The organism is Paenibacillus sp. P22 (genome assembly GCF_000469945.2).
GTDB lineage: Bacteria > Bacillota > Bacilli > Paenibacillales > Paenibacillaceae > Paenibacillus_O > Paenibacillus_O humicus.
The window spans coordinates 1-23,990 of the sequence record NZ_CBRA020000170.1 but is presented as its reverse complement, the minus strand read 5'-3'; the positions used below and the strand labels follow the sequence as shown (position 1 = coordinate 23,990).

25 protein-coding genes are annotated in these 23,990 nt (G+C 60.3%); 11 read left to right on the top strand and 14 right to left on the bottom strand.

What is annotated here, in order from left to right; translation table 11 throughout:
* Positions 1-28 precede the first annotated feature (28 nt).
* Complete coding sequence (locus BN871_RS20900; RefSeq protein WP_021879871.1) at positions 29-1,129, bottom strand: helix-turn-helix transcriptional regulator; 1,101 nt, start codon at positions 1,127-1,129, stop codon at positions 29-31.
* Between the two features lie 150 nt (positions 1,130-1,279).
* Here BN871_RS20900 and modA point away from each other — a divergent pair, with 150 nt between their 5' ends.
* On the top strand, positions 1,280-2,125 hold the full coding sequence (gene modA / locus BN871_RS20895; RefSeq protein ID WP_021879870.1) for a molybdate ABC transporter substrate-binding protein: 846 nt from the start codon (positions 1,280-1,282) through the stop codon (positions 2,123-2,125).
* Positions 2,125-2,802: a molybdate ABC transporter permease subunit gene (gene modB, locus BN871_RS20890; protein WP_021879869.1), complete on the top strand. Its 678-nt coding sequence runs from the start codon at positions 2,125-2,127 to the stop codon at positions 2,800-2,802. Before modA ends, modB begins: the two co-directional genes overlap by 1 nt.
* Positions 2,803-2,949: 147 nt before the next feature.
* Here the strand turns inward: modB and BN871_RS20885 are convergent, their stop codons facing one another.
* From BN871_RS20885 to BN871_RS20870, 4 genes are all read right to left on the bottom strand, one after another.
* Entirely contained in the window at positions 2,950-4,080 is a 1,131-nt protein-coding gene (locus BN871_RS20885; protein WP_157060351.1) for a hypothetical protein, read from the bottom strand.
* Positions 4,081-4,375: 295 nt separating this feature from the next.
* Entirely contained in the window at positions 4,376-4,651 is a 276-nt protein-coding gene (locus BN871_RS20880) for a GNAT family N-acetyltransferase (protein WP_021879867.1), read from the bottom strand.
* Positions 4,652-4,720: 69 nt separating this feature from the next.
* Positions 4,721-5,506, bottom strand: coding sequence for an AraC family transcriptional regulator (locus tag BN871_RS20875; protein ID WP_198158078.1), 786 nt, complete (start codon positions 5,504-5,506; stop codon positions 4,721-4,723).
* 349 nt (positions 5,507-5,855) lie between these two features.
* Positions 5,856-6,173: a transcriptional repressor gene (locus BN871_RS20870; RefSeq protein ID WP_048748625.1), complete on the bottom strand. Its 318-nt coding sequence runs from the start codon at positions 6,171-6,173 to the stop codon at positions 5,856-5,858.
* 479 nt (positions 6,174-6,652) lie between these two features.
* On the opposite strand from BN871_RS20870, the gene BN871_RS20865 reads away from it, so the two are divergent.
* Positions 6,653-8,200 (top strand): MDR family MFS transporter, encoded by a 1,548-nt coding sequence (locus tag BN871_RS20865; RefSeq protein WP_083436564.1) that lies wholly within the window; start codon positions 6,653-6,655, stop codon positions 8,198-8,200.
* A gap of 110 nt (positions 8,201-8,310) precedes the next feature.
* A complete protein-coding gene (locus BN871_RS20860) occupies positions 8,311-9,042 on the top strand; it encodes an MBL fold metallo-hydrolase (protein WP_048748624.1) in 732 nt (243 codons plus the stop codon).
* 314 nt (positions 9,043-9,356) lie between these two features.
* Here the strand turns inward: BN871_RS20860 and BN871_RS20855 are convergent, their stop codons facing one another.
* Entirely contained in the window at positions 9,357-9,764 is a 408-nt protein-coding gene (locus BN871_RS20855; RefSeq protein WP_164763111.1) for a phage holin, LLH family, read from the bottom strand.
* A 5-nt stretch (positions 9,765-9,769) separates the two neighbouring features.
* A complete protein-coding gene (locus tag BN871_RS20850; RefSeq protein ID WP_021879862.1) occupies positions 9,770-10,066 on the bottom strand; it encodes a hypothetical protein in 297 nt (98 codons plus the stop codon).
* 271 nt (positions 10,067-10,337) lie between these two features.
* Between BN871_RS20850 and BN871_RS20845 the strand changes: the two genes are divergently transcribed.
* Together BN871_RS20845 and BN871_RS20840 are read left to right on the top strand one after the other, a co-directional pair.
* On the top strand, positions 10,338-10,760 hold the full coding sequence (locus tag BN871_RS20845) for a helix-turn-helix domain-containing protein (protein WP_048748622.1): 423 nt from the start codon (positions 10,338-10,340) through the stop codon (positions 10,758-10,760).
* A 22-nt stretch (positions 10,761-10,782) separates the two neighbouring features.
* Positions 10,783-11,202, top strand: a complete 420-nt coding sequence (locus BN871_RS20840) for an ImmA/IrrE family metallo-endopeptidase (RefSeq protein ID WP_021879860.1) — start codon at positions 10,783-10,785, stop codon at positions 11,200-11,202.
* Between the two features lie 280 nt (positions 11,203-11,482).
* On the opposite strand, the gene BN871_RS20835 is transcribed toward BN871_RS20840, so the two are convergent.
* On the bottom strand, positions 11,483-12,178 hold the full coding sequence (locus BN871_RS20835) for a metalloregulator ArsR/SmtB family transcription factor (RefSeq protein ID WP_048748629.1): 696 nt from the start codon (positions 12,176-12,178) through the stop codon (positions 11,483-11,485).
* A 138-nt stretch (positions 12,179-12,316) separates the two neighbouring features.
* On the opposite strand from BN871_RS20835, the gene BN871_RS20830 reads away from it, so the two are divergent.
* The 3 genes from BN871_RS20830 (at position 12,317) to BN871_RS30025 (ending at position 15,158) form a co-directional block, all read left to right on the top strand.
* Entirely contained in the window at positions 12,317-13,717 is a 1,401-nt protein-coding gene (locus BN871_RS20830; RefSeq protein ID WP_232313236.1) for an MDR family MFS transporter, read from the top strand.
* Positions 13,718-13,860: 143 nt separating this feature from the next.
* Positions 13,861-14,934 carry an MFS transporter gene (locus BN871_RS20825; RefSeq protein ID WP_332310240.1) on the top strand — a complete coding sequence of 358 codons (1,074 nt, stop codon included), beginning with the start codon at positions 13,861-13,863 and terminating at the stop codon, positions 14,932-14,934.
* Complete coding sequence (locus tag BN871_RS30025) at positions 14,931-15,158, top strand: hypothetical protein (RefSeq protein ID WP_332310239.1); 228 nt, start codon at positions 14,931-14,933, stop codon at positions 15,156-15,158. Before BN871_RS20825 ends, BN871_RS30025 begins: the two co-directional genes overlap by 4 nt.
* Before the next feature lie 142 nt (positions 15,159-15,300).
* Here BN871_RS30025 and BN871_RS20820 read toward each other — a convergent pair whose 3' ends face one another.
* The 3 genes from BN871_RS20820 to BN871_RS27925 all read right to left on the bottom strand — a co-directional run bounded on the left by BN871_RS20820 (position 15,301) and on the right by BN871_RS27925 (position 17,521).
* Entirely contained in the window at positions 15,301-15,753 is a 453-nt protein-coding gene (locus tag BN871_RS20820; RefSeq protein WP_048748621.1) for a DinB family protein, read from the bottom strand.
* 101 nt (positions 15,754-15,854) lie between these two features.
* Positions 15,855-17,033 (bottom strand): S8 family peptidase, encoded by a 1,179-nt coding sequence (locus BN871_RS20815; protein ID WP_053087023.1) that lies wholly within the window; start codon positions 17,031-17,033, stop codon positions 15,855-15,857.
* Positions 17,034-17,344: 311 nt separating this feature from the next.
* Positions 17,345-17,521, bottom strand: a complete 177-nt coding sequence (locus tag BN871_RS27925) for a hypothetical protein (protein ID WP_157053994.1) — start codon at positions 17,519-17,521, stop codon at positions 17,345-17,347.
* A gap of 123 nt (positions 17,522-17,644) precedes the next feature.
* Between BN871_RS27925 and BN871_RS20810 the strand changes: the two genes are divergently transcribed.
* Positions 17,645-19,507 (top strand): ABC transporter substrate-binding protein, encoded by a 1,863-nt coding sequence (locus BN871_RS20810; RefSeq protein ID WP_021881402.1) that lies wholly within the window; start codon positions 17,645-17,647, stop codon positions 19,505-19,507.
* A gap of 141 nt (positions 19,508-19,648) precedes the next feature.
* Here the strand turns inward: BN871_RS20810 and BN871_RS20805 are convergent, their stop codons facing one another.
* The 3 genes from BN871_RS20805 to BN871_RS20795 form a co-directional block, all read right to left on the bottom strand.
* Entirely contained in the window at positions 19,649-21,043 is a 1,395-nt protein-coding gene (locus tag BN871_RS20805) for a cell wall metabolism sensor histidine kinase WalK (RefSeq protein ID WP_048748620.1), read from the bottom strand.
* Positions 21,040-21,726, bottom strand: coding sequence for a response regulator transcription factor (locus BN871_RS20800; protein ID WP_048748619.1), 687 nt, complete (start codon positions 21,724-21,726; stop codon positions 21,040-21,042). The genes BN871_RS20805 and BN871_RS20800 overlap by 4 nt, the downstream gene beginning before the upstream one ends.
* A gap of 178 nt (positions 21,727-21,904) precedes the next feature.
* On the bottom strand, positions 21,905-23,338 hold the full coding sequence (locus BN871_RS20795; RefSeq protein WP_048748618.1) for a BclA C-terminal domain-containing protein: 1,434 nt from the start codon (positions 23,336-23,338) through the stop codon (positions 21,905-21,907).
* 298 nt (positions 23,339-23,636) lie between these two features.
* Between BN871_RS20795 and BN871_RS20790 the strand changes: the two genes are divergently transcribed.
* On the top strand, positions 23,637-23,990 hold a 354-nt coding region (locus BN871_RS20790; RefSeq protein ID WP_048748617.1), incomplete at its 3' end, for a TetR/AcrR family transcriptional regulator.

Below are 23,990 nucleotides of genomic sequence, written 5' to 3'. Positions count from 1 at the left end.
GTCAAAGGCTGCCGGACCGAACTCCGGTTCAGGAATCCAGCCACACCTTGCCCGTCTCGGAGCTGTCGCAGCCCGTAATGGCGCCCAGTTCCCTTCGGAAAGCTTCCGATTGAAGAATATCCATCAGCTTGCCGATCCACGGAGAGTTTTCCGGCTTTTTGACCACAACCAGATCGTAGCGCTCGCGGATCAGCGGGATGAACTCTACGTTCCCTACCATCGATGCCGCCTTCTCCATCCCGACTCCCGCATCCGCATCGCCGGAGGCCACCTTGGCCGCCACTCCAAGATGGCTGTTCTGTACTCTTCCATCCTGTTCAAGGCTATGCGGAGGAATGCCGAGCAGGCGCAGCTGCTCATCGACGAGCACTCGGGCTCCCGAACCGCGCTCCCGGTTGACGAACCGAATTCCCGGCCTGGCCAGATCGGCCCATCCGGAAACGCCCAGCGGATTGCCCGGCTGTACGTACAAGCCCGCTCGGCGAACGAGCAGGTTCACCACAAGCAGCGGGAACCCGGCAAGAATGCGGGTGATATACGGGAGATTGTACTCACCCGTATCCCCATCCCATAGATGCGTGCTCACGATATCCGCTTCTCCCCTGTACATTTGGATCAGACTGTCCAGACTGCCGGCATGGGAGCGCAGAGGCCTGGATCCGGTCGCCTCCTCCATGAAGGAAGCCAGCAGATCGAGACTGATGTCCTGTCCGGTAATGACGAGCTGATGCTGCGGAGTTCCCGCATGCGAAATTCTTCCCGCATGAGCAGAAGCCAGGTCTTGCCCATAGAGAATTCCATCGCCGCTTATCCCTGCGGGAAGCCCCCCGAACCTAGCGGCCGGCTCGGGCCGGCGGTCCCGCGAGCCCCCTCTCCCCGTACCGTCCGCTCCCGCCCCGTCATTCATTGCTTCCATGCCGCTCTCTGCCGCATCCTTAAGTGCCGAGACAGCCGTCTGGCTCTTGGATTTCGCCTTGTAGGCCTCCAGATCGGAAGCGTCCACACGCATCTGCTTCCCTACCCGGTAAGCGGGAAGCCGGCCTTTCTTGACAAGGTCGTAGACAGTAAGCTTCGAGATGCGAAGCAGCTGGGCCACTTCCTCGACCGTATAGGATGGTTCCTGATTCATGGTTTGATCTCCTCTTTTGTCCCGCTATCGCTCTATGCCGTTTATTATAGCGGATGATGCCGGTTTAGGGATTTACAGCTTCGCTGCATCTATATATAATCATTCTAATTATAACTAGACCATACAAAACCATACTTGGAGTGAGAGAGAATGCTGAAATCAAAAAGGATCAAAACTTTCCTGATTCTTCTAGCCGGCCTCATGCTGCTGGTTGCCTCCGCTTGCGGCAGCAAGCAAGCCAATACCCAGCCGGACGGCAGCGGCGGCGCCTCCGCATCTCCGCCGGCCTCCTCCGCCCCGACCATCGAGCTGACGGTGTCCGCGGCGGCCAGCCTGACCGGAGCACTGGAAGAGATCAAGACCGCTTTTGAAGCCGCCCATCCAAGCATTTCCCTCCAATTCAACTTCGGCGCTTCCGGCACCCTGCAGAAGCAAATCGAACAAGGAGCTCCCGCAGATCTGTTCCTGTCCGCCTCGTCCAAAAACATGAAGGCTCTCGTCGATCAAGGTCTCGTCGCCGGAGAGGATTCCCGCGATCTTCTCGGCAATTCGCTTGTCGTCATCGTGCCCAAAGACGCGAACCCAAGCATCTCCTCCCTCGATGCGCTTGCCGGTCAGGCATTCAGCAAGATCGCCATCGGCATTCCGGAGAGCGTCCCGGCCGGACAATACGCCCAGGAAGCACTGGCCAAGGCCGGCCAGTGGGACGCCTTGAAGGACAAGCTTGTTCAGGCCAAGGATGTAAAAGCCGTCCTGCAGGCGGTGGAAACCGGCAACGCGGATGCAGGCTTCGTCTACCGGACCGATGCGCTGTCTTCCGTCAAAGCAGCCGTCGCCTACGAAGTGGATTCCGCATCCTACCCGTCCATCCGTTATCCCGCCGCCATCGTCAAGGCCACCCCGCACCGGCCCGAGGCGGAGCAGTTCTACTCGTATCTGCAATCCGAAGAAGCTATGGCCGTGTTCAAGAACTACGGCTTCACGGATCCGAAATAATGCCGGCGTCGATAGACTGGCAGCTGTTCTGGCCACCGGTCATCCTCTCCCTGAAAGTAGCTCTGCTGGCGAGCGTTGTCGCGCTCGCTGCCGGCACGGCTGCCGCAAGGCTCATGAGCAGATCCGGGTTCAGGGGGAAGCTGCTGCTTGAAACCGCGTTCCTGCTCCCCCTCGTGCTTCCCCCGACAGTCGTCGGTTTCGTGCTCCTCGTTGCGCTCGGCCGCCGCAGCTTCCTAGGCAAGGCGATCGAAGCGGTATTCTCCGCTCCGCTCGTCTTTACGCCATGGGCAGCGGTCGTCGCGGCCGTCGTGGTCTCCTTCCCGCTGGTGTACCAGACGATGAAGGCCGGCTTCGCCGGCATCGAGCCGGAGCTGGAGCAGGCTGCCCGGTCCGCCGGCGCAAGCGAGGCTCAGGTGCTTATCCATGTCGCGCTTCCGCTGGCTGCCCGGTCCCTGCTCAGCGCTCTCCTGCTTGGATTCGCACGCAGCCTCGGCGAGTTCGGCGCCACGCTCATGATCGCAGGCAACATTCCCGGCGTTACGCAGACCGTGCCGACGGCGATCTATGTAGCGGTTGACGCCGGCCGCACTGCGATGGCCTGGGCATGGACCGCCGCCATCATCCTGATTTCCTTCCTGCTGCTGCTCTTCACCGGCAGCAAGCCGGTCAAGCGTTAGGCAAGCCGTCTGGACGCAAAATACGGAAAGCAAGACGATAGACTTATCCAAACACAAAAAGGCCGGGCAACGTCATTGGATGACGGTGCCCGGCCTTTTTTTCCTTGCTTCCATAACGTTTATGACTGCTATTATTGCTGCCGTTCGTTATTTGCCGGCCAATTGAGCCAGCTCGGCTTGCTTTTGCTTGTATACTTCCTGCCATTCTTCCTGGTAGCGGCGGTAGAAGGCCGGATAGCGGAAGCGAAGCTGCAGGATGCCGTGCATCAGCTTCTCGGGCTCGGCATCGATGCGGGACAGCACTTCTTCCGGAAGGCTCGCGCGAAGGCTGACGGCCGCCTCCTCGTTGAATTCGGCATAATACCACTCCATATTGCGGATGGCGATGCCGGGATGGATGCCTGCATCCTTGCGCATTTTTTCCAGCTCTTTGCTCAGTCCGTGCATCTCCTGCATCTGCTTGCGCAGTTCGCGAACCTCTTCGTTATGGCTGTCCATGCCGTAGGCCAGCTCGGCGTAGATTTCCGCTTCGCGGAAGCGTCCCGCCTGCATGTAAGCCTGGCACTCCAAGAGAAGCACGACGCGGGCGCGGAGCTGCTCGTTCTCGTCGGTCAGCGACTTGAGGTAACGGCGGACGCGAAGCTGGATCTTGGCCCACACATCCCATTTCTTGAGGTCGATGACACGGTTGACGGCCGATACGACCAGCGGAAGATGGACAACCGATTCCTGGCCTTCTTCCGGCAACGCCTGCTCGATGATGCTCCACGATTCTTCCGGGCGTCCCAATCTCACGTAGACGGCCGAGAGCAGCGGAACGAAGTCGGCCTCGCGTCCGGGAAGCTTCGCGATCAGAGCTTCCAGCTTCTCGGCAGCGCGGCCGTCATGGCCGAGCGCGCTCAGCTGGCTCGCCACCATGCCCTGGAAGTCGCCTGCCTGCTCCGGATTCGCAGCCATCTGGAGCAGCACTTCTTCCTGCTCCTTGACGCGGTCCCATTGCTGCTGCGCGATAATCGTGTATACAAGGGCTCCCTGAAGAGGAGCCATCTCCGGTTTGCGTTCCTTCATGGAGGACAGGAACCCTTCCGCCGCCGCATGCTCGCCGGCTTCCAGCGCCTGCCGCGCTTCGCCAAGCATGCCGAGCAGCGCTTCCGCCTCTTCTCCCGGAAGGCCGTTCTCTACTTCACGATCCAGTTCGCCGGAAATTGCAGCCAACAGATTGGCGATTCCAGGCTCTAATGTCCCTGCTTGTGTTTGCGGGGAAGTTTGATTTTCCATGTAAAGGTTCCTTCCTCTCTGCTTCCCGTAAGCAGCCTCGCTGAACGGGGTAAGGGGCTGCCCCATAGGGATAAGGGCAGATTCCCTAGTATTATACCATAGCCGGACCGAGATGCGGATACTGGTAGAATCAACTAGGACTCTGCTATTTGACGCCTTTTGCATGCAATTGGTTGCACGGCAAGCCCAACAGCCCCGGCCATGAAGGCAGAGGCTGGTTCAGAACGATAGACAGCTCCCAGTCTCCCAGCCGCACACCTCAGCGAACAAGTTCGCCGCCAGCAGCCGCCGGCTCTTAGGCGCGGACGTCGGCGTAGTCCTTGCGGCGCTTGAACTGCGCAGCTGCATAGGAGCATGCGGGCTCGATCTTGACGCCGGCTTTCCTGGCGTCGTCGACGACAGCCTGAAGGAGACTTCCAGCCAGCTGCTGCCCGCGGAATTCCGGATCCACGAATGTATGGTTGACGATCCATATTCCGTCTGACGGAATATACGTAATTTCTCCAGCAATCGAGCCTTCATGACGAATGACATAGCCGTTGCCTTCCTTGACCGGCTGATCCTGCGGCATGAACGCCGCCCCCTTCCCGGATTACCGTAGAATGCCTTGCCCGTTCATTTTTACCCGGAATCGGCCGGACTAAGCATCCGCGCGGTAATTCGCCGGACCCGATCGGCGGAATTTTTCTTTGATCGCGCTGCGCGGCATGGCCGGGGAAGCCTGCTTCCCGGGATTTTTCAACGCCTTGATATAATCGCTGATGCTGACGCCGTAGTTCTCCTTGAACAAGCGCATCAGATGCCGCGGGCTGATTCTCGACATTTCGGCCAGCTTCTTCACGGTCAGCTCCTGCTCGTAATGCTGCTCGATATAGGTGCGGACGACTTCCAGCGCCGCATCCAGCTCCTGGTCCGTTCCCGACTGGGCTTCCTTGAAGAGACGATGCAGCAGGTCAACGAACACCGATTGCCCGCGGAATCTCTCCAGCATGTCCAGACTGCCCCAGCAGGCGCAGATGGACTTGCACAGGGAGGTCAGCGCGACGGCGGGATACGCCGCCACCTCCTCTACACGGGGAAAGGGGTCCTTCACGGCCTCCGTTGCTCCTCTGTCTGCCGCGGAATCCTTCAGGACCGAGAACCGGAAGATGAACATCTCCATCCGATGCGCCGAATCCGCCGTTGCCCGGAGCGGCTCGCCCGGAAAGCTGATGTACACCGATCCCGCGCGCAGCGGAATGCTCCGTTCCCCCGCTACAAGCCTGCCGGCTCCCGCCGTCAGGGCGATCAGCCGGAAGTCTCCCTCCCACTCCGGCTTCAGCCGGCCGTTATCCACTTCGATGCCGCATGGAGCGGCATCCCGCAGCTTGAACCACAAATCGTCCAGTGTATGAGGCACCGGCGCATCCAGTCTATGTCTCTCCACTCCGCTCATGAGCCTCCACCGTCCTTTCCTGCCATTCCGTAGTCGCCGGGCAGTCCAGCGCTCATCTCCGCCGGGCGACGGCCCGGGAAGACGATGCCGATTGTTCTCATCATAATTGATAATGATTCTCAATGTCAATTGAAGAAAAGCCCCGGCACGGGGATCTTTTCCAGCGTCTTCCTGCAAGAGAAATGCGCCTTGTTTTCCTATACGATCCGCAGCCGGGGAAAGATTGCAGGTTGCGAAAAGCTTCACGCAGCTGTCACAGTTGGGAGCGCTTCACCCGCGCGAGCCGCCCTTATTCTTCTTGAACAGGAAGCCATTTCCTCCGGCTTCAGACTCCGGGAGGTTAGACGGCCAAAGTCCGGACGGCTTCGTAGCGGCGGGCGCTGAAGCGGGCGTCGAGCTCGCGCACGAGACCGAGCCGCTTGAAGACGCGCAGATAGCTGTAGACCATCGTCGCTCCCAGCATGCGGTGGCTGCCGGACAGAATATCCACGAGCTCCTCCACCGAGACACTGGCATCCGAGCTATATATGCATTGCAAGAGATCGTACCTGGCGGCCGTCAGTGCGATTCCCTTCCTCTCCAGCAGACGCAGCGCTTCTTGAAATCCAGGCGGCCTGACGGCTGGATCTTCAAGCACAGAGACAGGCAGACGTTTCATCCTCAGGTCAACTCCTTAAATATAATCAATACTAATTTGTAATTATTATAATATAAGTGAGAATGATTTTCAACCTCTTGCCGCAAACAACTATGGCAGCGGGCCAGCCGTCATCCTGGTCGCGGGAGCGTTCAGCCACCGGAAATTCCCGCCTTGATCCGTGCACTTCCTCCGGCAATTTCCGTTTCAGGTAATCCGGAAGTTAATCGTAGCTATACGTCATTTAATCCCGGTTCATTTTCGGAACTCGGCCAAGAAGTTCCCATTCGGCCTGAGTCAATTGAGCGCCGTCGATGCTTGCCTGAGCTGCTCTTTTTTGCCTTGGCAACGCTCGCCACGACTCGTATGCCGATGCGAACGGCTCGCAAGCATCAGGTGGGCAGCAGCCGTTTTCCCAAGTCCCCCCGTATCGTTCACATTCAGTCCATAATCCTTCGGTAAAGTAGCCTCATTCCAATATTGAAGCGAGGTTGATTTCTATGTCCCTGCAGCCATCCGCGGCCTCCGCCGCCCGTCCCGCTGCCGGAGCGGCGACAAGCAGCCGCATCGTGCTCGCGGGAATACTGATCGGGCTGATCTTCTCCGAGCTCGACGAAACAATTGTCACGACCGCCATGCCTACCATCATCCGGGACCTGCACGGCATGTCCCTGTACGGCTGGGTCGCCGGCATCTACGCGCTCGCGCTGACCGCCTTCATGCCGATTCTCGGCAAGATGGCCGATCTGTTCGGCCGCAAGAAGATTTATCTCGCCTGCATGGCTCTGTTCATCATCGGCTCGATCGTCAGCGGAGCATCCGGCTCCATGCTGATGCTGCTGGTCGGCAGGGGCATCCAGGGCATCGGCGCCGGCGGCCTCATGCCGATCGCCATGCTGATCATGACGGATATGTATCCCGTAGAGAAGCGTGCCAAATTAATGGCCCTCGTCGGGCCGATCATGTTCATCCCGCAGCTGGCGGGTCCGCTGCTCGGCGGCGTCATTGTGGATGCCATCAGCTGGCATTGGGTATTCTTTATCAATATACCGGTCGGCGTCGTCGCGGCGATTCTGATCGGCAAAGGACTGCGGGAATCCAGGGGCGAAGGCAAGCCGGCCATCGACTGGGCGGGAGCCGCGCTTATCCTGGGCGCCATCGTCTCGCTCCTGCTGACTCCCGAGCTCGTCAACATGGGCTCATACACGTGGCATTCGCCGCTGATCGTCGGCCTGCTCGCCGCAGGCGCCGTCCTGCTCGCCGCCTTTGTCTGGGTGGAATCGCGCGCCAAGGAGCCGGTCATTCCGCTGCATCTGTTCCGCAACCGTACGATCGTCGCGCTGGGGGCTTTGATTTTCCTGACGATGCTCGGCATTCAAGGCTCCCTGGCTTCCTTTCCGTTCTACGCCCAGCATGTCATCGGCTTGTCGCCTACCGTATCCGGCTATATGACGCTCCCAGTCATGGCCGGCAGCATCGGAACCAGCATCGCCGTCGGCTGGGTCATCACCCGTCTTCCCTACAAGGATTTGATCGTGGCCTCTCTGGCGCTGCCAATCGCGGCGTTCGCGATGCTCTCGACAATCCATGCGGGCACCTCCATCGTCTTTATTCTGGCCGCGTTCCTGCTGCTGGGAGCCGGCTTCGGCGTGCTGTTCGGCTCCGACAACCTGATCGTCCAGGAATCCGTCGACAAGCGGGACGCGGGCAGCGCCATCGCAACGGTGCAGCTGTTCCAGTCGTTCGGCGTAACGATCGGCTTCAGCCTCTTCGGCAGCCTGCTGTCCGGAAGGATCGAATCGGGCATCGCAGGCATCGCGGACCGGCTGCCCGCAGGCTCCGAGACAGCCGTCGCATCGGGCGCCATGCCTGACGGCCTGTCCCAGACTCTCGTCCATGCCGTCGAGTCCGTTTACTGCAACGCCTTCGCCTTCATCTTTACGCTGGCCGGCATCATCGCCGCAATCGCCTTCGCCGCGAGCTGGCTGCTGAAGCGGGAGACGCTGTCCTCTTCTCCAGAGCCGTCCGGCGAGGAGCAGGCCGCTTGATTTTGGGGTGTCCCAAACGCTAAACTAGCTGTTATAACGAAATGGTTTAGTTCTAAACAATAAGCAGGGAGAGGATCCGAAGGATCGCAGCCCTCGAGAGGAGAGTCGAAATGAAACTGACCGACCGCATCTCGGCGCTGGTCATTCCCATGCGGGAAGGCCAGCCCGAGAGCGCCATTCACCCCGTTCTGCTCCAGGACGAGGACGGCGCGACATTGATCGATACCGGCATGATGGGGCAATACGACCTGCTGGTCCGCGCCATCGAAGCCGAGGGGCTGAGCGTATCCGACGTCAAGCGGATCATCGTCACCCATCAGGACATCGACCACATCGGCTCGCTGCATAATCTTCAGGTGTGCACTCCGCATCTGGAGGTGTACGCGCATGCCGATGAGCGGCCTTATATCGAGGGCGAGCTTCCTCTTATCAAGCTCAGCCGCGAGCGGTTGTCCAAGGCGATGCCGCCTGAGCAGCTCGAAGCTCTGCTCGCGAACCCGCCTCGCGGCCATGTCAACCGCCTCGTCGTCGACGGCGAGAGGCTCCCTTTGCAGGGAGGGATTCAGATTATCCACACGCCGGGCCATACGCCGGGACATATTTCCCTCTTCGTGGAAAAGGAGGGGCTGCTCATCGCCGCCGACGCCCTGCGAGTCGTAAACGGGGAGCTGGTCGGACCGAGCGAGCCCGTCACGCCGGATATGCCACAGGCGCTCCGCTCCTTGCTCAAGCTCGCGGAGCTGCCCGTCCAGCGCGTCCTTTGTTATCACGGCGGCTTGTATGAGAAAGAAGGAATTTCTGCACGAATCGCGGAAATAGCGGCGGAAGGGCTGCGCGACTGAATGCCAAAAGGGGGTGGCTGCAGCGCTTCATGCGCTGCGGCCGCCCCTTTTGCTTCTGCGGGCTTTTCGGAGATGCTTCTTCGGGTTCTGCTTCCTCCGGTTTTGCTTCCTCAGGTTTATTTCTTCCAATTTTGTTTCTTCCGGGTTGGCTTCTTCCGATTTGCTTCATTCGGTTTTGCTTCAGGCATGCATATACTGGGTGTCTTCCGGCTTGTTTCTTTCCGGTCTTGCTTCCACTGCTTCAGGCATGCATCCATGCCGGCTTGCTTACTCCGGCATGCTGCCGCTGCAAAACCATGAGCCGCCGCTTCTTATTACTGGCTGTAGCTTTCCCCCTTGGGCTTGGCTATCGTTCCCGGTGCCGGAAGTCCCGACCAAGGCTTCACCATGGCGTTGTAATCCATGACCGCCTTCTCGATAGCGGCGCGAATCGTATCCGCTGAAGCCGTTATGCCGGTTCCCGCGCATTGTTCCTGGGCGTAGCCGATCGCAAGCGACAGCTTGCGCGGACCGTTGCCGTCCGCAAACGCCGCTTCGGCCAGAGCCGCCGCCTCGGATGCGATGCGATGCAGCGTTTCCCGCTGTTGATCGTTGCGTCTGGCGGTCAAGTATCGGAGCGCCCTGACGCTGAGGATGGGAATCAGCGCAGCCGCCGTCAGCGACAGCAAGACGGCTGCCAGATCGGCCATGAAGCCGGCCCAGTGCTGCCATGCATCTGACAATTTCATCATCGTTCTCCTTTGCTGATGGAAGATTCCAGGACGCCCTCCGTCCTTTCATTGCCGCCTTGCGCAAGCAAGGGCCTCATCATCCCCTCCCTTTCCTTGTCCAATATCGCCTGGAGCCTGTCCCGCTCCTCCTCGGCGCGGTCCAGCCTTTCCCTCGGCACAAGAGCTCCCGTTACGATAAGCTTCACCAAATGGAATACCGTCCCAAGCAGAATAAGCAGCAAAACGACGGAAAGGCCGTATTTATCCGCGACTCGGGCCGTCTGCTCCAACAACTCCAGCTGTCCCGTTTCCAAGTGAGTCCGCCTCCCTCAAAAGGCTGGATGGAATTCTGTATTAACTACTCTCCCTCCTCCCGTTTCCCTTCTTTCTCTCCGAATGTCAGGCGGCATCTCCCCCTTTCCCGATAAAGATAAGCTGTTTAGATAATTAATTTATCCAATTCGGCAAAGGATCGTCCTCTTCCTTTTATAGCGACTTTACAGGAACATGTGTTCGTGTTTTAATTATAGACAGCCATTCGTATTCCCGTCAAGATTTGGAATTTCAGAAAGGAGGCTCCCTCCGATGTCGTTCGCAAGCGTTCTGCTCCGGCTGCGCGAGGAGAAAGGCTGGACCCAATATGAGCTCGCCGCCCGCCTCGGCATCAAGCGGGCCCGTTACAACGCCTGGGAGAACGGACTCGCGAAGCCCCGGCTGGACATGCTGATCAAGCTGGCCGGCTTTTTCGAGGTCACCCCCGGCTTCCTGCTGGAGCAGGATGCCATGGCTCCGATGCCTTCCTGGGCGACGGCGAGAGACCGCCGCGACATCAAGAAATTCATCCAGATGCCCGAGGTCCTTTATTTTGACGGCCATGAATTCTCGGCAGAGGACCGGAAGAAGATGCTGGAGCTCATGGAATCGATCGCCTGGGAGGCCAAACGGCTGAACAAGGAGGCGCGGAGGAAATCCGGCCCAGGGGGCGCCGGCCCGGACAGTCCAGACTAAGCTCGAGAAAGGGGCCCCGCGCATGATGAACATCAGACAGCGGACGCGCAATCTGTTCCGCACATACGGCGTGACCTGCCCTTTCCGGCTGTCCGAAGAAATGGGGATCTCCGTTCTGCGGCATCCGCTCCCATCCGGAATGAAAGGCTTTTGCCAGCATGCGTTCAGACGCCGGTTCATCGTGCTGTCCGATCGTCTGGAGGAGGCCGAGGCCGTATTCGTCTGCGCCCATGAACTCGGCCATATGCTCCTTCACAAGGGCTTCAGCCATTCCTTCATCACGCTCCGCACCCGCTTCGTCCTGTCCCGATACGAGCGGGAAGCCAACGAGTTCGCCGTCAAGCTGCTTACCTGCGGGGAACGTCCGGAGGAGGGAGAGCAGCTCCAATCGTTTTTGCGGCGCTGCGGCATTCCCCCAGGCATGGACAAGCATTTCTGGTAGCGGCGACTTTAATGACAAGGAGGAGCACCGGAGTAAGACGGCCAATCGGGCAAAGCGTCCCTGCCTGCCCTCTTGCTTCCTTGCTCCCTTGCTTCCTTGCTTCCTTGTTCTCTTGCTCTATTGCTCCCTTGCTCTCTTGCTCTCCTGCTCTCCTCCCTTTCAAGCTACGCATCAGAGGGTCAGTAAGCGAACAAAAAAAACGCCTCTCGCCGCGCAAAGGCCCGTCCCTCTTGGACGCCCTTCACGCCCGCTAGAGGCGTTTCGTTCAATCGTTTCATTCCTAACGAGCGGCTGCTCCGCCCGCTCTTCCCGTGTCCGCAATCCGGTAGACGCAGCGGCGCCCGCCGGAGAGCATGTGCTCTGTGCGCTCGACCTCGACCCCTTCGCCGAGCACGCTGCCGATCATGCCCGTCTCATAGCGGCACAGGCTGACGCAGGCCGCGGCGGCGTCGCAGATGGGACAGTGCTTCTCCGTGAACGTATACGTTCCGTCCGCCTGCCGTTCGTATTCGGCCATGTAGCCCTCGGCCGTGCGGGCTTCGGCCAGACGCCGCAGCTTCTCCTCAAGCGCGGGCTCCGTTCCGTCCTCGCCGGGCGGCAAGGTGTAGACAGCGATCTGCTTGCCGTTGCGGACGGAAAGCAGCTTCTCCAGCCCCTCCTCGCCGAATGTTTCGCGGACGGAATCCATAAGTCCGATGGTCAGCTCCGCGTATCCCGCCGGGAAGAGCCGGTTGGCTTCCGCCGTCAGGCTCCACAGCTTGGCCGGGCGCCCCATCGCGCGGGGCTCCTCCTCGAACGTGATCAACGCCTCATTCTGCAATCCGTACAGATGCTGGCGCACGGCCATGCCGGAGACGCCAAGCATGCCTGCCAGCGTGCCGGCGTCCAGAGGCCCGTGCTGCTTGAGCAGGTTGACGATCGTTCTGCGGGTGCGGGTGGCGCTCGCGCCTTCCTGCTTGTTGTCGGACGGTGACATCTGCATCTCCCCCATTTGCCGGTCTTCTTGCCGTGCGTCCAGCGTAGTACTTATATACTAAAGAAATACGTTGACAAAGTCAAAGAAAAGCCGTTACGATGCTCCATAGCTGACATCATACGTTAAGGAGGGATGCCTGTGTCCCCCGTTAGAACGAATCGGAAAATCGTGACGGCAGGCTTGCTGCTCGGCCTGTTCATCGGCGCGCTCGACGCCACCGTCGTCAGCACCGCGACCAAGAGCATCTCGGCCGACCTGCAGGGCCTGTCGCTGCTGAGCTGGATTTTCTCCATCTACACGCTCACTACATGCGTCTCCACGCCCATCTTCGGCAAACTCGCCGACCTGTTCGGCCGCAGGAGCATCTTCGCCATCGGGCTGCTGCTCTTCGTGCTCGGCTCTGTCCTGTGCGGAGCGGCCGGCAGCATGGAGCAGCTCATCGTATTCCGAGCCATTCAAGGGATTGGAGCAGGCGCCCTGTCTCCTGTCGCCTTCACGATCGCCGGAGACCTGTATCCGGGCGAGGAACGAGGCAAGATCCAGGGCGTTTTCGCCTCCGTGTGGTCGGTAGCCGCTCTTCTGGGGCCGCTTGTAGGCGGCTATTTCGTGGACCAGATCAGCTGGCGCTGGATCTTCTTCATTAATGTTCCGATCGGCATCGTCTCGTTCGCGCTCGTATTCGGGTTCCTGAAGGAAACCGTGAGCCGAAGCGGCAAAAAGATCGATTACGCCGGCGCCGCCGCCTTCACGGTCAGCATCTCGGCCCTGCTCTTCGCCCTGCTCACGGGCGGAGAGACGTATGCCTGGGATTCTCCGCTCATTATCGGCATGTTCGCGGCTGCCGCCGTCTTCCTGATCGTCTTCATCCAGGTGGAGAAAAAAGCCGCCGAGCCGATGCTGCCGCTGGCGCTGCTGGCCGACCGCAGACGCTCCATCCCTTACACCATGGGCTTCTTCATGTTCAGCGTCTCGTCGGGCCTGACGATCTACGCGCCGCTCTGGATTCAGATGCTGCTCGGCAAGTCCGCCACCTTCTCCGGCCTGGCGCTCATGCCGATGTCGATCGCCTGGCCGCTCGCCTCCAATCTGTCGGGCCGCTATCTGCATCGCCTCGGCCCCCGTCCGTTCATCACGGGAGGCGTCATCCTGATCGCCGCCGGATCGATGCTGCTGCTCGCCCTGCAGCCGTCATCGCCGCTCGCCTATCTCATCTTCATCCTGTGCGTCATGGGCTTCGGCATGGGCTGCGTGAACACGCCTATTCTGGTCACGGTCCAGAACTCGGTCGGCTGGGAATCGAGAGGTGTCGCCACCTCGACCAATGCGCTCATGAACGCGCTCGGCCAGACGATCAGCGTTGCGATTTTCGGCCTCGTATTCAACCGCTTCTACCGGGAAGGCGGTACCGCTCTCCAGCTGGAGAACGGCCTGCACATGATCTTCATCCTGCTGCTCGGCTTCGCCGCCGTCAACCTGCTGATGCTGTTCCTGCTTCCTTACGGGCGCAAGAACGACCGGCGGATGGCTGCGGAAGGCTGAACATTACGTCAGGCTACAGGACGGCATTTGCGTCCGGCTTGCCCTAGAACCACCCCTAGCGAAGCTTCCTGCTAATCTGCGCACGGCGTCCGCCACCCTGTAACGGGAGCTGCCGCAGTGCCTGTCTTGAAGGGAGGCCGATCATGAAACTTCGCGACTGGGATTCCAACCTGAAGCTGCGGCTCGGAGGCGAGTTCGTCCTGAACATCGTTTTCTGGACGTTCTTCCCGTTCCTCTCCATCGTATTCGCCCGCGCCTTCGGCAAAGGCACGGCAGGCCTGCTGATGGTGCTGTCGCAGTCTCTCGCCGTCGCAGCCAACCTGCTCGGAGGCTATTTCACCGACCGCTACGGCCGCAAGCGGATGATGGTCATCGCCGCCTCCGGCCAGGCGATCGGCTACGGCATTTTCGCGGCCGCTTCCTCATCCTGGCTGCCGGTCCCGGCTCTGGCCTTCACCGGCTTCACGATTGCCAGCACCGCTTCTTCGTTCTATTATCCGGCCAGCCAGGCGATGGTCGCGGACGTCGTACCCGAGAAGCATCGCTCGGAAGTATTCGCCGTCTTTTATACCTTTGTCAACATCGCCGTCGTCATCGGACCGCTGCTCGGCTCCGTGCTGTACGTCGGCCATCCCGCCGCCATGCCCGCAGCCGCGAGCGCCGTCTGCGTCACGATGGCCGTCCTCCTGTCGGCCAAGCTGCGCGAGACCAATCCGGCCCAGACATCCTCTCCCGAAGGAGGCACGGCTGCCTCCTCCTGGAAAGAAGCGATGCGGTCTCAGCTGCGGAATTACCGCATCATCGGCTCCGATCGGGTATTCCTGCTGTTCATCGCAGCCGGAATTCTGCTGTCGCAGACCTTCATGCAGCTGGACCTGCTGCTTCCGGTATATCTGGAAGAGACCGTCCATTCCGCAAGCGTATGGAGCAGCTGGGATCTGAAGCTGACCGGCGAGCGGCTGTTCGGCCTGCTCGTCTCGGAGAACGGGCTGCTCGTCGCGCTCTTCACCGTCGCCGTCGCGCGCTGGTCCTCGCTGCTGAAGGATCGCTGGATCTTCATCGGCGGCGCCCTCTGCTACGCCGCCTCCATGGCGCTGTTCAGCCAGGCGGGCGCCGTCTGGAGCCTTGCCGGCGTCATGGTCGTCTTCACGCTGGCCGAGCTCATGTGCGCAGGGCCGCAGCAGATGTTCGTGACGAGCTTGCGCCGGAGCGGATGAGAGGCCAGTATTTCGCCGCCTCCAGCCTCCGCTTCACAATCGGGCGTACGCTGGCTCCGCTGTCCATTCCTCTGTGCGGCTTGATCGGCTTTAATTGGACGTTCGCGCTGCTGGCGCTGCTGGCCGTCGCGGCGGCCGTCCTGTACAAGATCATGTTTGATTGGTACGACGGCGCCGCTCCTTCCCCCGATGTCCAAGCCAGCGGCAAAACGATCCTCCCGTAGAGGCTACATTCGCCGGTGGAAGGCGCTGCGGTCCGCTCGGATAGACTAGACGTCCCTCCACTTGAAGACGGCAAACCAAAAACGGCCACCATGTGAATGGGAGACCGTTTTTTTTCGTTCCATGGACAAGCATCCGAAACCATCAGGAATGGCGGGCAAAAATCTGCGCCAAATGATGATCCAGATGGTCGACATAATCGTCTGCAAGCCAAGCCAGCGTGACGTTTCCATTCGGGCCCCCGGAGCACACCTTGTCCAGCTCCTCCTCCGACAGCCCTGCCATGACAACGGAAACCTGCCGGTTGAGCGAGGTCCATAGGCTCAGGATATCCTCGACGGGCTGATGATGGTAGTCCATGATGGATACCCACTTGTCCTGCTCATACTTCAGGATGGCATACGGCTGAGGCTCGTATTGCGCCCGGACGAAACGCTGAAGATTCGTAAGCGCCGAATCGCATAAATGGCCCAGAATCTCCTTTCCAGACCATTTCCCCTCCTCCGGCCTGCGATCGAACCAATGAGGCGGAAGGCTGCGGATTTGGGCGGGCACCTCCCGAATTCTTTCCTCCAGCCGCTCCCTTGCACGGCACATAGGCATCCCTCCGGTTTTTCACCCATTCTACCACGCGTCCTGCGTTCCGGCATCTGCACCTGCCCTCCCTCTGTGTCGATGCTCCCTCCTCCCCCCGGCAGCTACCCGCCCGATGCCGCCCGTTCCGCATTTACCCGTCCATGCGCCCAGTACATGCCGGTTCCCTCTATGGGATCGGCGGAAGCCAGCAGGCGTTCCCGGATAGCCGAGGCGTCGAGCCCTTGTCCAGCGAGCAGAGCGGCAACGCCAGACACATGCGGAGCGGCCATGGACGTTCCGCTCAGATACGTATAACGTCCGTACCTGTAAGTCGATACGATCTTTTCTCCCGGAGCGGCCACATCCACCCAGGCGCCGTAGTTGGAAAAAGCCGAATGGACGTCCTCCGCGCCTACGGATCCGACGGAGATGACCTCGTCGTAAGCAGCGGGATAAAGCTTCGCTGGGCTGCCGTCATTGCCGGCCGCCGCCACGATGACCGCGCCTTTGGATGCCGCATAGCGGATCGCATCGCGCAGAACCGCTGATCGGCCCGCTCCGCCGAGGCTGAGATTGATCACCTTCGCGCCTTGATCGGCCGCATAACGGACTCCGGCAGCGATCGTCGCGATCGCCCCCGATCCGTTGCGGTCCAGAACGCGAACCGGCAGCACGAGAGCGTCCGGAGCGATGCCGGCGATGCCGATTCCATTGCCGGTAGCTGCGGCCGCGATGCCGGCTACGTGGGTACCGTGGCCGTTCTGATCTTCCGGCGGCTGTCCGGGCTGCACGAAGTCTTGTCCAGCCAGCAGCTTGGCCGACAAGTCAGGGTGGCTGCCATCCACTCCCGTATCCACGACGGCAAGGATAACGGAAGCGTCGCCGGCAGCCTTGTCCCATGCCTGCTCCGCATGAATCAGCTTCGGACCGTACTGGAGCGGATAAAAGGCATCGTTCGGAGCCAGGCAGCTCCGATAGATATAGTTCGGCTCCGCGTACTCCACCTCCGGATGCTCGTGGTAGGCGTCGCGCAGCAGACGCGCGCTGCGGGAGGCTCGTCCGCCTTTGACATGATGCAGCTTCCCGTTTCCGCGCTCCGCGATGACCTTGCCGCCGCATTGCTCGTGAATCCGGCAGCGGGCCTCCTGCGCCACTCCGTCATGAAACTTCACGAGCAGTTCGCCGGGCACGTGCTCCGGCATGCTCCTCTCTAGTCTCCACCCTCGCCAAGCCGCGCCCGACCATGCGGCGGCAGCCAAAACCGCCGCGCCGGCGGCAGGCAGCCAAGTCATGACATCCATTCCGATCACGCCTCCTTCAACCTTGCAGCCTCGACTGCCCTACTACTCTATGGATGCCGGGGAGGCATGGCATGGATGGATGCCTTTGAATCTATTAAATATGCGGATGCCCGCCGCTAGCTGCCCGCCAGCAAGTCCGAGCCGTCAAAAGAGGAAAGGAGTCCCTTCGCTTTTCCCCTTTACGCGCAAACAAAAACCCTCTTGTACCGGAGTGCCCGGCAGGAGGGCTGAAAACCTGCTTATGCTTTCTCTATCTCTATGCTCAATTCCGGCAAAGGCGAGGCAGCCAGCTGCAGACGCGGCGGCCGCCTTCATTTCCGGATCAAGGCGCCGAGAATCGCCAATGCATGCCATGTCTTCTTGACCGGCCGCCGCCGTGCCGCTCCCGGGCCTTTTTCAATGTCTTCCCACATTCGGAGCGGGTTCTCCCCCCTCATCTCCGACTGCTTCAGCTCCGCCATTTTTTCCATGAAGTATTCCTCCATCATCCATCATTCCTCCTTGGCTTCCCTGCTTTTATTATGCTCTGTGCAAAAAGGGTTAAAAAGCGTATAATCACCTCAATACTTTTCCCCTTTTAAACATCCGCACCGCATAGGAGGCCAACCTCAATGTATGCTCAGGAACGCTACTTGACCCTGCTTGGCCGATTTTCGGGCGATACGGACACGGCCCTGCCGGTCGAAGCGACGCTCGAGAATATTGCCGCGGCGCTGTTCTGCACTCCGCGCAACGCCAAGCATATTCTGCGCAGGCTGGAGGATGAGGGGCTTATCCGCTGGCTGCCCGGCCGCGGGCGCGGACACCGCTCGCAGATCGCTTTTCTGGCCGACAAGCGCGAATACCTGCTCGAACTGCTGAGAAGCCTTGCAGGCAAAGGCGATTACAAGCAGGCCTTCGAGCTTTTGGAAGGATACGGCAACGAGGTCGAGAAGGCGGAATTCATGGCCTGGCTGGACGGCAGCTTCGGATACCGCAAGGAACAGGGAGAGGGAGGAGCCTATGCGGCGGATACGCTGCGCTTTCCAGTCGTCTCGTCCTTCTCGACCTTCGATCCGGCTCAAATCAACTATGCCCTCGACGGTCATTTGGCTCGCCAGATCTACGACCGCCTCCTGCAGTTCGACGATCTCGAGCAGGTCATGCTGCCAGGAGCGGCGCATCATTGGACTTCCAGCGACGACGCCAGGGAGTGGACCTTCTTTCTCAAGAAAGGCATCCGGTTCCATCACGGTCCGGAGATGACCTCCGTCGACGTTAAATTCACCTTCGACCGCCTTCGGGCCTCTGTGGACAACGGCTGGCTGATGAGGGGGGTGGACGAAATCGAGACGATCGGACCGCGCGTCGTCCGCTTTCACCTCCGCAGGCCGAACCATATCTTCAGCCGTTTCGTCTGCGCCGCGGCCGCTTCCCTGCTGCCTGCCGGCTTCGGAGGCCGCAGCGAGCAGGACTTCTGGAAACTGCCGTCCGGCAGCGGCCCTTTCCGGATGATCCATGCCAGCGACAGCTGCGTGGAGCTCGCTGCCCATCCGTCCTATCACCAAGGCCGGCCTTACCTCGACGGCGTGGACATCGTCATCATGCCCAAGGATTTTCGGCCCCGGATCGAAGGCACGCCGGAGATCTTCCGGCCGCGGGACGGATTGGGAAAGAGCTGGGCGGGCGAACATGCCTCCGCCACAGCCGACTGGCTCGCGCTGCAAAAGCTGTGCCGCGGCTGCACCCTCCTGTCCTGGAATCTCCAGCGCTCAGGCCCGCAGCAGTCCGAAGCCTTCCGCAGGGCGGTAAAAATGATTTTGGATCCCGTCCAGATGGTCGCGGATCTGGGGGGAGACCGCGCGCTGCCGGCTTACAGCTTTCTTCCCGATGTCAGCATGGCACGCACGCCCGAGCCGCCGCGCACCGAACGCATCCGTGCGGCTTTGCGGGATTCGGAGTATGCCGGATCTCCTCTGCGGCTGACTGCCAACCCCAAATACGCTGAAGATGTCCAATGGATCCAGAAGCGCCTCCAGGAATGGGGCATCGCGCTCGACACGCGGCTCAGCCCGACTGCTTCCTGCCGGAATCTAGGAACGCCGGAGACCGATGTGACGGTTTTCGGCCTTGTCCTTGCCGATGACGAGGTCGATGAAATCGAAGCTTACGAGCATGGTGGCTGCGTCATGTCGAACTACTTCGACGAAGAGAGAAGGTTCTGGATCCGCGAGCGGGTCGATGCCGCCCTGGCCGAATCTCTTCCGGAGAGGCGCAGCCAGATCATGCGGCAGATCGAGGAGCAGCTGCGCGACGAGGCCTCGCTGATCTTCCTTCATCATCAGCAGCTCCAGACCTACCTTCATCCCAGCGTTCAGGGCGCGAGGCTGAATACGCTCGGCTGGATCGACTTCAAGGAAGTATGGCTGGAGAGCTGCCTGGACGTCGGCGGCACCAGGGAAGCCGGGAAGCTTGTGTCCGGCTCCTTGAGCTAAAAGGACACGAAAAACTGCTAGCAAAAGACCCGTTCGCCATCAACGAACGGGTCTTTGTTATGGGCCTCTTGTTTAAGGGAAGAAGAAGTCATTCCGTCCGTTAAAAGCCAGAATTTGCTCGCGAGCAGCCCACGCTCAGGACTAGAGGGGCAGCCGCACCGTCATGACGGTCCCCCGCCCGAGCTCGCTCTCCGCTTCGACCGAGCCCCCGTGCAAGTTGACGATCCGCTGCACGATGGACAGTCCGAGCCCGCTGCCGCTGCCTCCTTCTCCATCGTGGCGGCGCGATTTGTCCGCTTTGTGGAACCGCTCGAAGATGCGGGAAAGCTCATCCGGCGCGATGCCCGGTCCCGTATCGCGGACCGACACGCTCCAGAAGCCGTCCTCTTGCCTGAGCTCGATGCCCAGGACGCCTCCCCGGCCCGTAAATTTGACGGCATTGCCGATCAGATTCAGCCATACCTCGTACATAAGGCTCTGGTCGGCGGCCACGGTCGTCTCGGGCAATTCCAGCTCCAGCTGAAGCTCCTTGTCTGTCCACTGCCACTCCAGCATGAGCAGCGCTTGACGCAGCTGCTCATCCAGCCGGTACGGCTGCCGGTGCAGCACCCGCTCCTGACGGTCGACGTCGGCAAGCATCAGCAGCTGGCGGCTGAGCGAGGACAGCCTCCGGCTCTCCTCGTCGATGACGGCCAGATAACGCCGGGTCTCCAGCGCATCCGGAGCCGGCTTGCTGTCCAGAAGGGTGCGGATGAAGCCCCGGATGGACGTCAGCGGAGACTGGAATTCATGGGACACATTCGCCACGAACTCCTGGCGCATTCGGTCCAGATCGCGGATGGACCGCGCCATCGTAGAGAAGCGGCGGCCGAGCTCGCCGATCTCATCGCGCCGGGACGTGTCGATGCTCACCTCGTAATCGCCTCCGGCGATGCGCTGCGCCGCTCTCGTCAGCCGCTTCACCGGCTGCACGATGAGGCTGCTGAGCGCGGCGATCAGCAGCAGGCTGATGCCGAACGTGCTGACGAGCAGCACCGCCACGATTACGCGCACCTCCCCGATCTGGCGCTCCAGATCGGGACGGATGAAGACGGCAGCCGTTCCTTCCGCCGTCTTCAGCGGAAAGCCGTACGTATTGCGGGCGCTGTTCTCGAAGTAGGCGAACAGCTTGAAGCGCCTGTTCTCCTCCGACATGCCATGGTAGGCGCCCCCCTCCCTCACCTTCTCCACCTGGCTTGCCGAAGGAAACCGCTCGTGGCGGAAAGCTGTCCCGTAGGCGTGCCTGTCGCCTGAGGGACCGACTGTATACAGCTGGTAGCCAAGGCCCGCAATGCCTCCGAGCAGCGTCGGCAGATCCTCCTGCGGCGCTCCGTCATGCAAGGCCTTGACCTGATCCGCCGCCTGCTCCATGTTCGCTTCATTATTGGCATTGAGCCGGTAATCGTAATAAAGGCTCGTGAGCAGCATGCCTCCGATGCTGCTGAGCAGCGCGATCAAGACAAAGGTAAGGACGATGCGGAAATACAGGCTCTTCACGATGGGCCGCCCCCGGTCTCCAGCTTGTAGCCGAGGCCCCGGATCGTCGTGATGATGAAGTCGTTCCGGCAAGGCTCGAATCTTTCCCTTAAACGCTTCACATGCACGTCGACGGTCCGGCTGTCTCCCTCATAGTCCGTTCCCCAGATCATGGAGATGAGCTGCTCCCGGGTATGGATTCGGCCCGGCTGGCTGGCAAGCTGAGCCAGCAGCTGAAATTCGCGCAGCGGCAGGACGATGCTCTGCCCGGCGGCCGTCACCTCGTAGCTCCCTCGGTCGATCGTCACGCCCCCCAGCCGGATGACCTCCGAGCTGGCCATCCGGTACCGGCGCAGCAGCGCCTTGATCCGGAACAGCAGCTCCTGCGGCTCGAACGGCTTCACGAGGTAATCGTCCGTTCCGGCCTCGAAGCCCCTTTCCTTGTCCTCCATCGCTCCCTTGGCCGTCAGCAGGATGACCGGCAGATCGTAGTGGCGGCGAATCTCCTCCGTCAGCTCCAGTCCGTCCTTATGGGGCATCATGACATCGACGACGGCCAGATGTACCTGCCCGGCTTCCAGCATGGACACCGCTTCTTGTCCGTCCGCGGCTTCGCTCACGGCATATCCCTCGCGTGTCAGCACGAGCCTCAGCAGCTCGCGGATATGTGGATCGTCGTCGGCGACCAGAATATGGATACGCATAGGCATGAGCCTCCCGGTGGTTGGAATCCTTCAAATCAACTGTTGGTATCATGACGGATGTATGCTCCGATTTCAACTTTCACCTTAGACGGAGGATCAAAAAAAGCCAGCCAGAAATTCTGGCTGGCCTGATCGTACGATAAGCCTCCTGAAGGCTTTCCGTAAAAATGGAGCGGATTTAGTTGATCTTGATCAGAGTCAGAGCGGCTCCTTGTCCGCCCTGCAGAATAATCGCTCCCAGCATGCCGCCCGCACTCAGCTGAACCGTAGATCCGGCTGAAAGGGTTACGATTCCGCTCGCTTGCCAAGTCGACCTCGACTGGCTAGGGATAATGGCCAAGCTGTTGACGCCAGTCCCGTTGACGAGAAGATTCGAACTCACCAGGCTAACCGAGGTCGTCTGAATCGAGTACGAAACATAGTAGGTTCCGGATTCATTCACGGTGACTTCCGTGTTTCCCGCATTCATGGTAAAGGAAGAATTGTATTCGACGGAGGGCAGCGGAATTGCAGTTCCCCCTAAGAGAACGGCAACGACCGATCCGCTCGTATTGGCCGCGTAAAAGGCTTGCAGAGCAGCGGCTCCAGAAGGGCCGGGAAGGCCTTGTTCTCCCTGAATGCCTTGAGGTCCCTGAACGCCTTGAGGCCCCTGAGGTCCCGTTGCTCCAGCTGGGCCCGTGTCGCCTTTATCGCCTTTGGCGCCGGCAGGGCCCTGAGGACCTGCCGGACCCGCTGCTCCTGTCGCACCAGCAGCACCTGTCGACCCCGCCGGCCCCGTCGCTCCGGTGTCGCCCTTATCGCCCTTGGCACCTTGGGCCCCAGTCGGACCTGCCGGGCCGGCTGCTCCCGTCGACCCCGCCGGTCCCGCCGCTCCGGTGTCGCCCTTATCGCCCTTGGCACCTTGAGCCCCGGCCTGACCTTCCGGGCCGGCTGCTCCTGTCGTTCCCGCCGGTCCCGTCGCCCCGGTGTCGCCTTTATCGCCCTTGGCACCCGTGTCGCCCTTATCGCCCTTGGCCCCGGTATCGCCTTTTTCCCCTTTGGCACCGGTATCGCCTTTTTCCCCTTTGGCACCGGTATCGCCTTTTCCAGCGGAAACAGAAGCATCCTTCTTGGACGGAAGAATCAATTGCTTCGCCGCAGCATTCCACTCCACGGTTATACCGAGTGCCATGGACAGGGCTCGCACAGGCAAGTACAGCGTGCCGTTAAGCGAGAGGGGCAGCACCTGCTTCCCGGCGGCATCCGTCAGTTGGGTCTGGATTCCGTTCAGATAGACCTGGACCGCTACCGGTTCCGCCGCGACCTGCTTACCGGCAGGAACCGATTCAACCGCAACGGGGGAAGACACATCTTCCGATGAGGTCAGATAAACAGCCTTCTTCGCGCTGTCCCAATCGGCCTGAATGCCTGTCGCAGCGGCAATCAGCCGCAGCGGCACATACAACGTCCCGTTCGCGTTGATGGAATTCGCCACCAACCGACTCTCGCCAAACACGATTGGCGTAGTACCCGTAACCGCCTGCTGCTTCGGCGCAGCCCCTGCAATCGTTGCCGCCAGAACGGAAGCAAGCAGCAAAGCGGACACGGCAGCGCCCGTTTTTTTCACCAGCATACCTAAACCCCCCGCAAGTGTGGAAATAAGCCCTCGAAAGAATGCATCGCCCAAATAATCTGAAGTAAGCTAGGTATGGATGGAGCCCGCAATAATTGAGAGTCTGCATCTCACTTAGGACCATTTAAATATACCATTTCATGATAATCGTGAATATATATCCATAAATAAACACCTGGAACACAACTGCAGGCGGCAATCGGCGATGCAATCGTTGCTGTCAGCCGAATTCCTTCCTCTTTTCCTGCCGGAGTACTATACTTGCAAGAGAATAATACGCTCAGAAAGGAAGCCGCCCATGTCACCTAGCAAAACCGATCCGCGCGTGCTGCGGACGCGCCGGCTGCTGCGCGAAGCTCTCGTCCAGCTCATGGAAGAGCGTGGAATGGACAACTTCTCCGTCCAGGAGCTCGCGGATCAGGCGACGATCAAACGAGCGACATTCTATTTGCATTACGAGGACAAGCAGGCTTTGCTGGACGAATATATCGGCGAGCTTCTGCAGGAGCTCCGGGATGCCGTCTCGACCTCCGAGGCCGATGGCGAAGGGTTCGATTATCTCCGCGGCGAGCCGCATCCAAGCTTTGTGAAGCTGTTCCATCATATAAGCGACCGTTATTCCGTCTACTATGCCATGCTGGTCCGCAATCGA

Coding starts and splice junctions, on each gene's coding strand:
- BN871_RS20840 (WP_021879860.1), top strand. CDS start 10,783: ATGATGAACATCAGACAGCGGACGCGCAATCTGTTCCGCACATACGGC.
- BN871_RS20880 (WP_021879867.1), bottom strand. CDS start 4,651: ATGCCGCAGGATCAGCCGGTCAAGGAAGGCAACGGCTATGTCATTCGT.
- BN871_RS20800 (WP_048748619.1), bottom strand. CDS start 21,726: ATGCGTATCCATATTCTGGTCGCCGACGACGATCCACATATCCGCGAG.
- modA (WP_021879870.1), top strand. CDS start 1,280: ATGCTGAAATCAAAAAGGATCAAAACTTTCCTGATTCTTCTAGCCGGC.
- BN871_RS20845 (WP_048748622.1), top strand. CDS start 10,338: ATGTCGTTCGCAAGCGTTCTGCTCCGGCTGCGCGAGGAGAAAGGCTGG.
- BN871_RS30025 (WP_332310239.1), top strand. CDS start 14,931: ATGAGAGGCCAGTATTTCGCCGCCTCCAGCCTCCGCTTCACAATCGGG.
- BN871_RS20900 (WP_021879871.1), bottom strand. CDS start 1,129: ATGAATCAGGAACCATCCTATACGGTCGAGGAAGTGGCCCAGCTGCTT.
- BN871_RS20860 (WP_048748624.1), top strand. CDS start 8,311: ATGAAACTGACCGACCGCATCTCGGCGCTGGTCATTCCCATGCGGGAA.
- modB (WP_021879869.1), top strand. CDS start 2,125: ATGCCGGCGTCGATAGACTGGCAGCTGTTCTGGCCACCGGTCATCCTC.
- BN871_RS20795 (WP_048748618.1), bottom strand. CDS start 23,338: ATGCTGGTGAAAAAAACGGGCGCTGCCGTGTCCGCTTTGCTGCTTGCT.
- BN871_RS20815 (WP_053087023.1), bottom strand. CDS start 17,033: ATGGATGTCATGACTTGGCTGCCTGCCGCCGGCGCGGCGGTTTTGGCT.
- BN871_RS20865 (WP_083436564.1), top strand. CDS start 6,653: ATGTCCCTGCAGCCATCCGCGGCCTCCGCCGCCCGTCCCGCTGCCGGA.
- BN871_RS20810 (WP_021881402.1), top strand. CDS start 17,645: ATGTATGCTCAGGAACGCTACTTGACCCTGCTTGGCCGATTTTCGGGC.
- BN871_RS20820 (WP_048748621.1), bottom strand. CDS start 15,753: ATGTGCCGTGCAAGGGAGCGGCTGGAGGAAAGAATTCGGGAGGTGCCC.
- BN871_RS20825 (WP_332310240.1), top strand. CDS start 13,861: ATGAAACTTCGCGACTGGGATTCCAACCTGAAGCTGCGGCTCGGAGGC.
- BN871_RS20870 (WP_048748625.1), bottom strand. CDS start 6,173: ATGAAACGTCTGCCTGTCTCTGTGCTTGAAGATCCAGCCGTCAGGCCG.
- BN871_RS27925 (WP_157053994.1), bottom strand. CDS start 17,521: ATGATGGAGGAATACTTCATGGAAAAAATGGCGGAGCTGAAGCAGTCG.
- BN871_RS20835 (WP_048748629.1), bottom strand. CDS start 12,178: ATGTCACCGTCCGACAACAAGCAGGAAGGCGCGAGCGCCACCCGCACC.
- BN871_RS20885 (WP_157060351.1), bottom strand. CDS start 4,080: ATGGAAAATCAAACTTCCCCGCAAACACAAGCAGGGACATTAGAGCCT.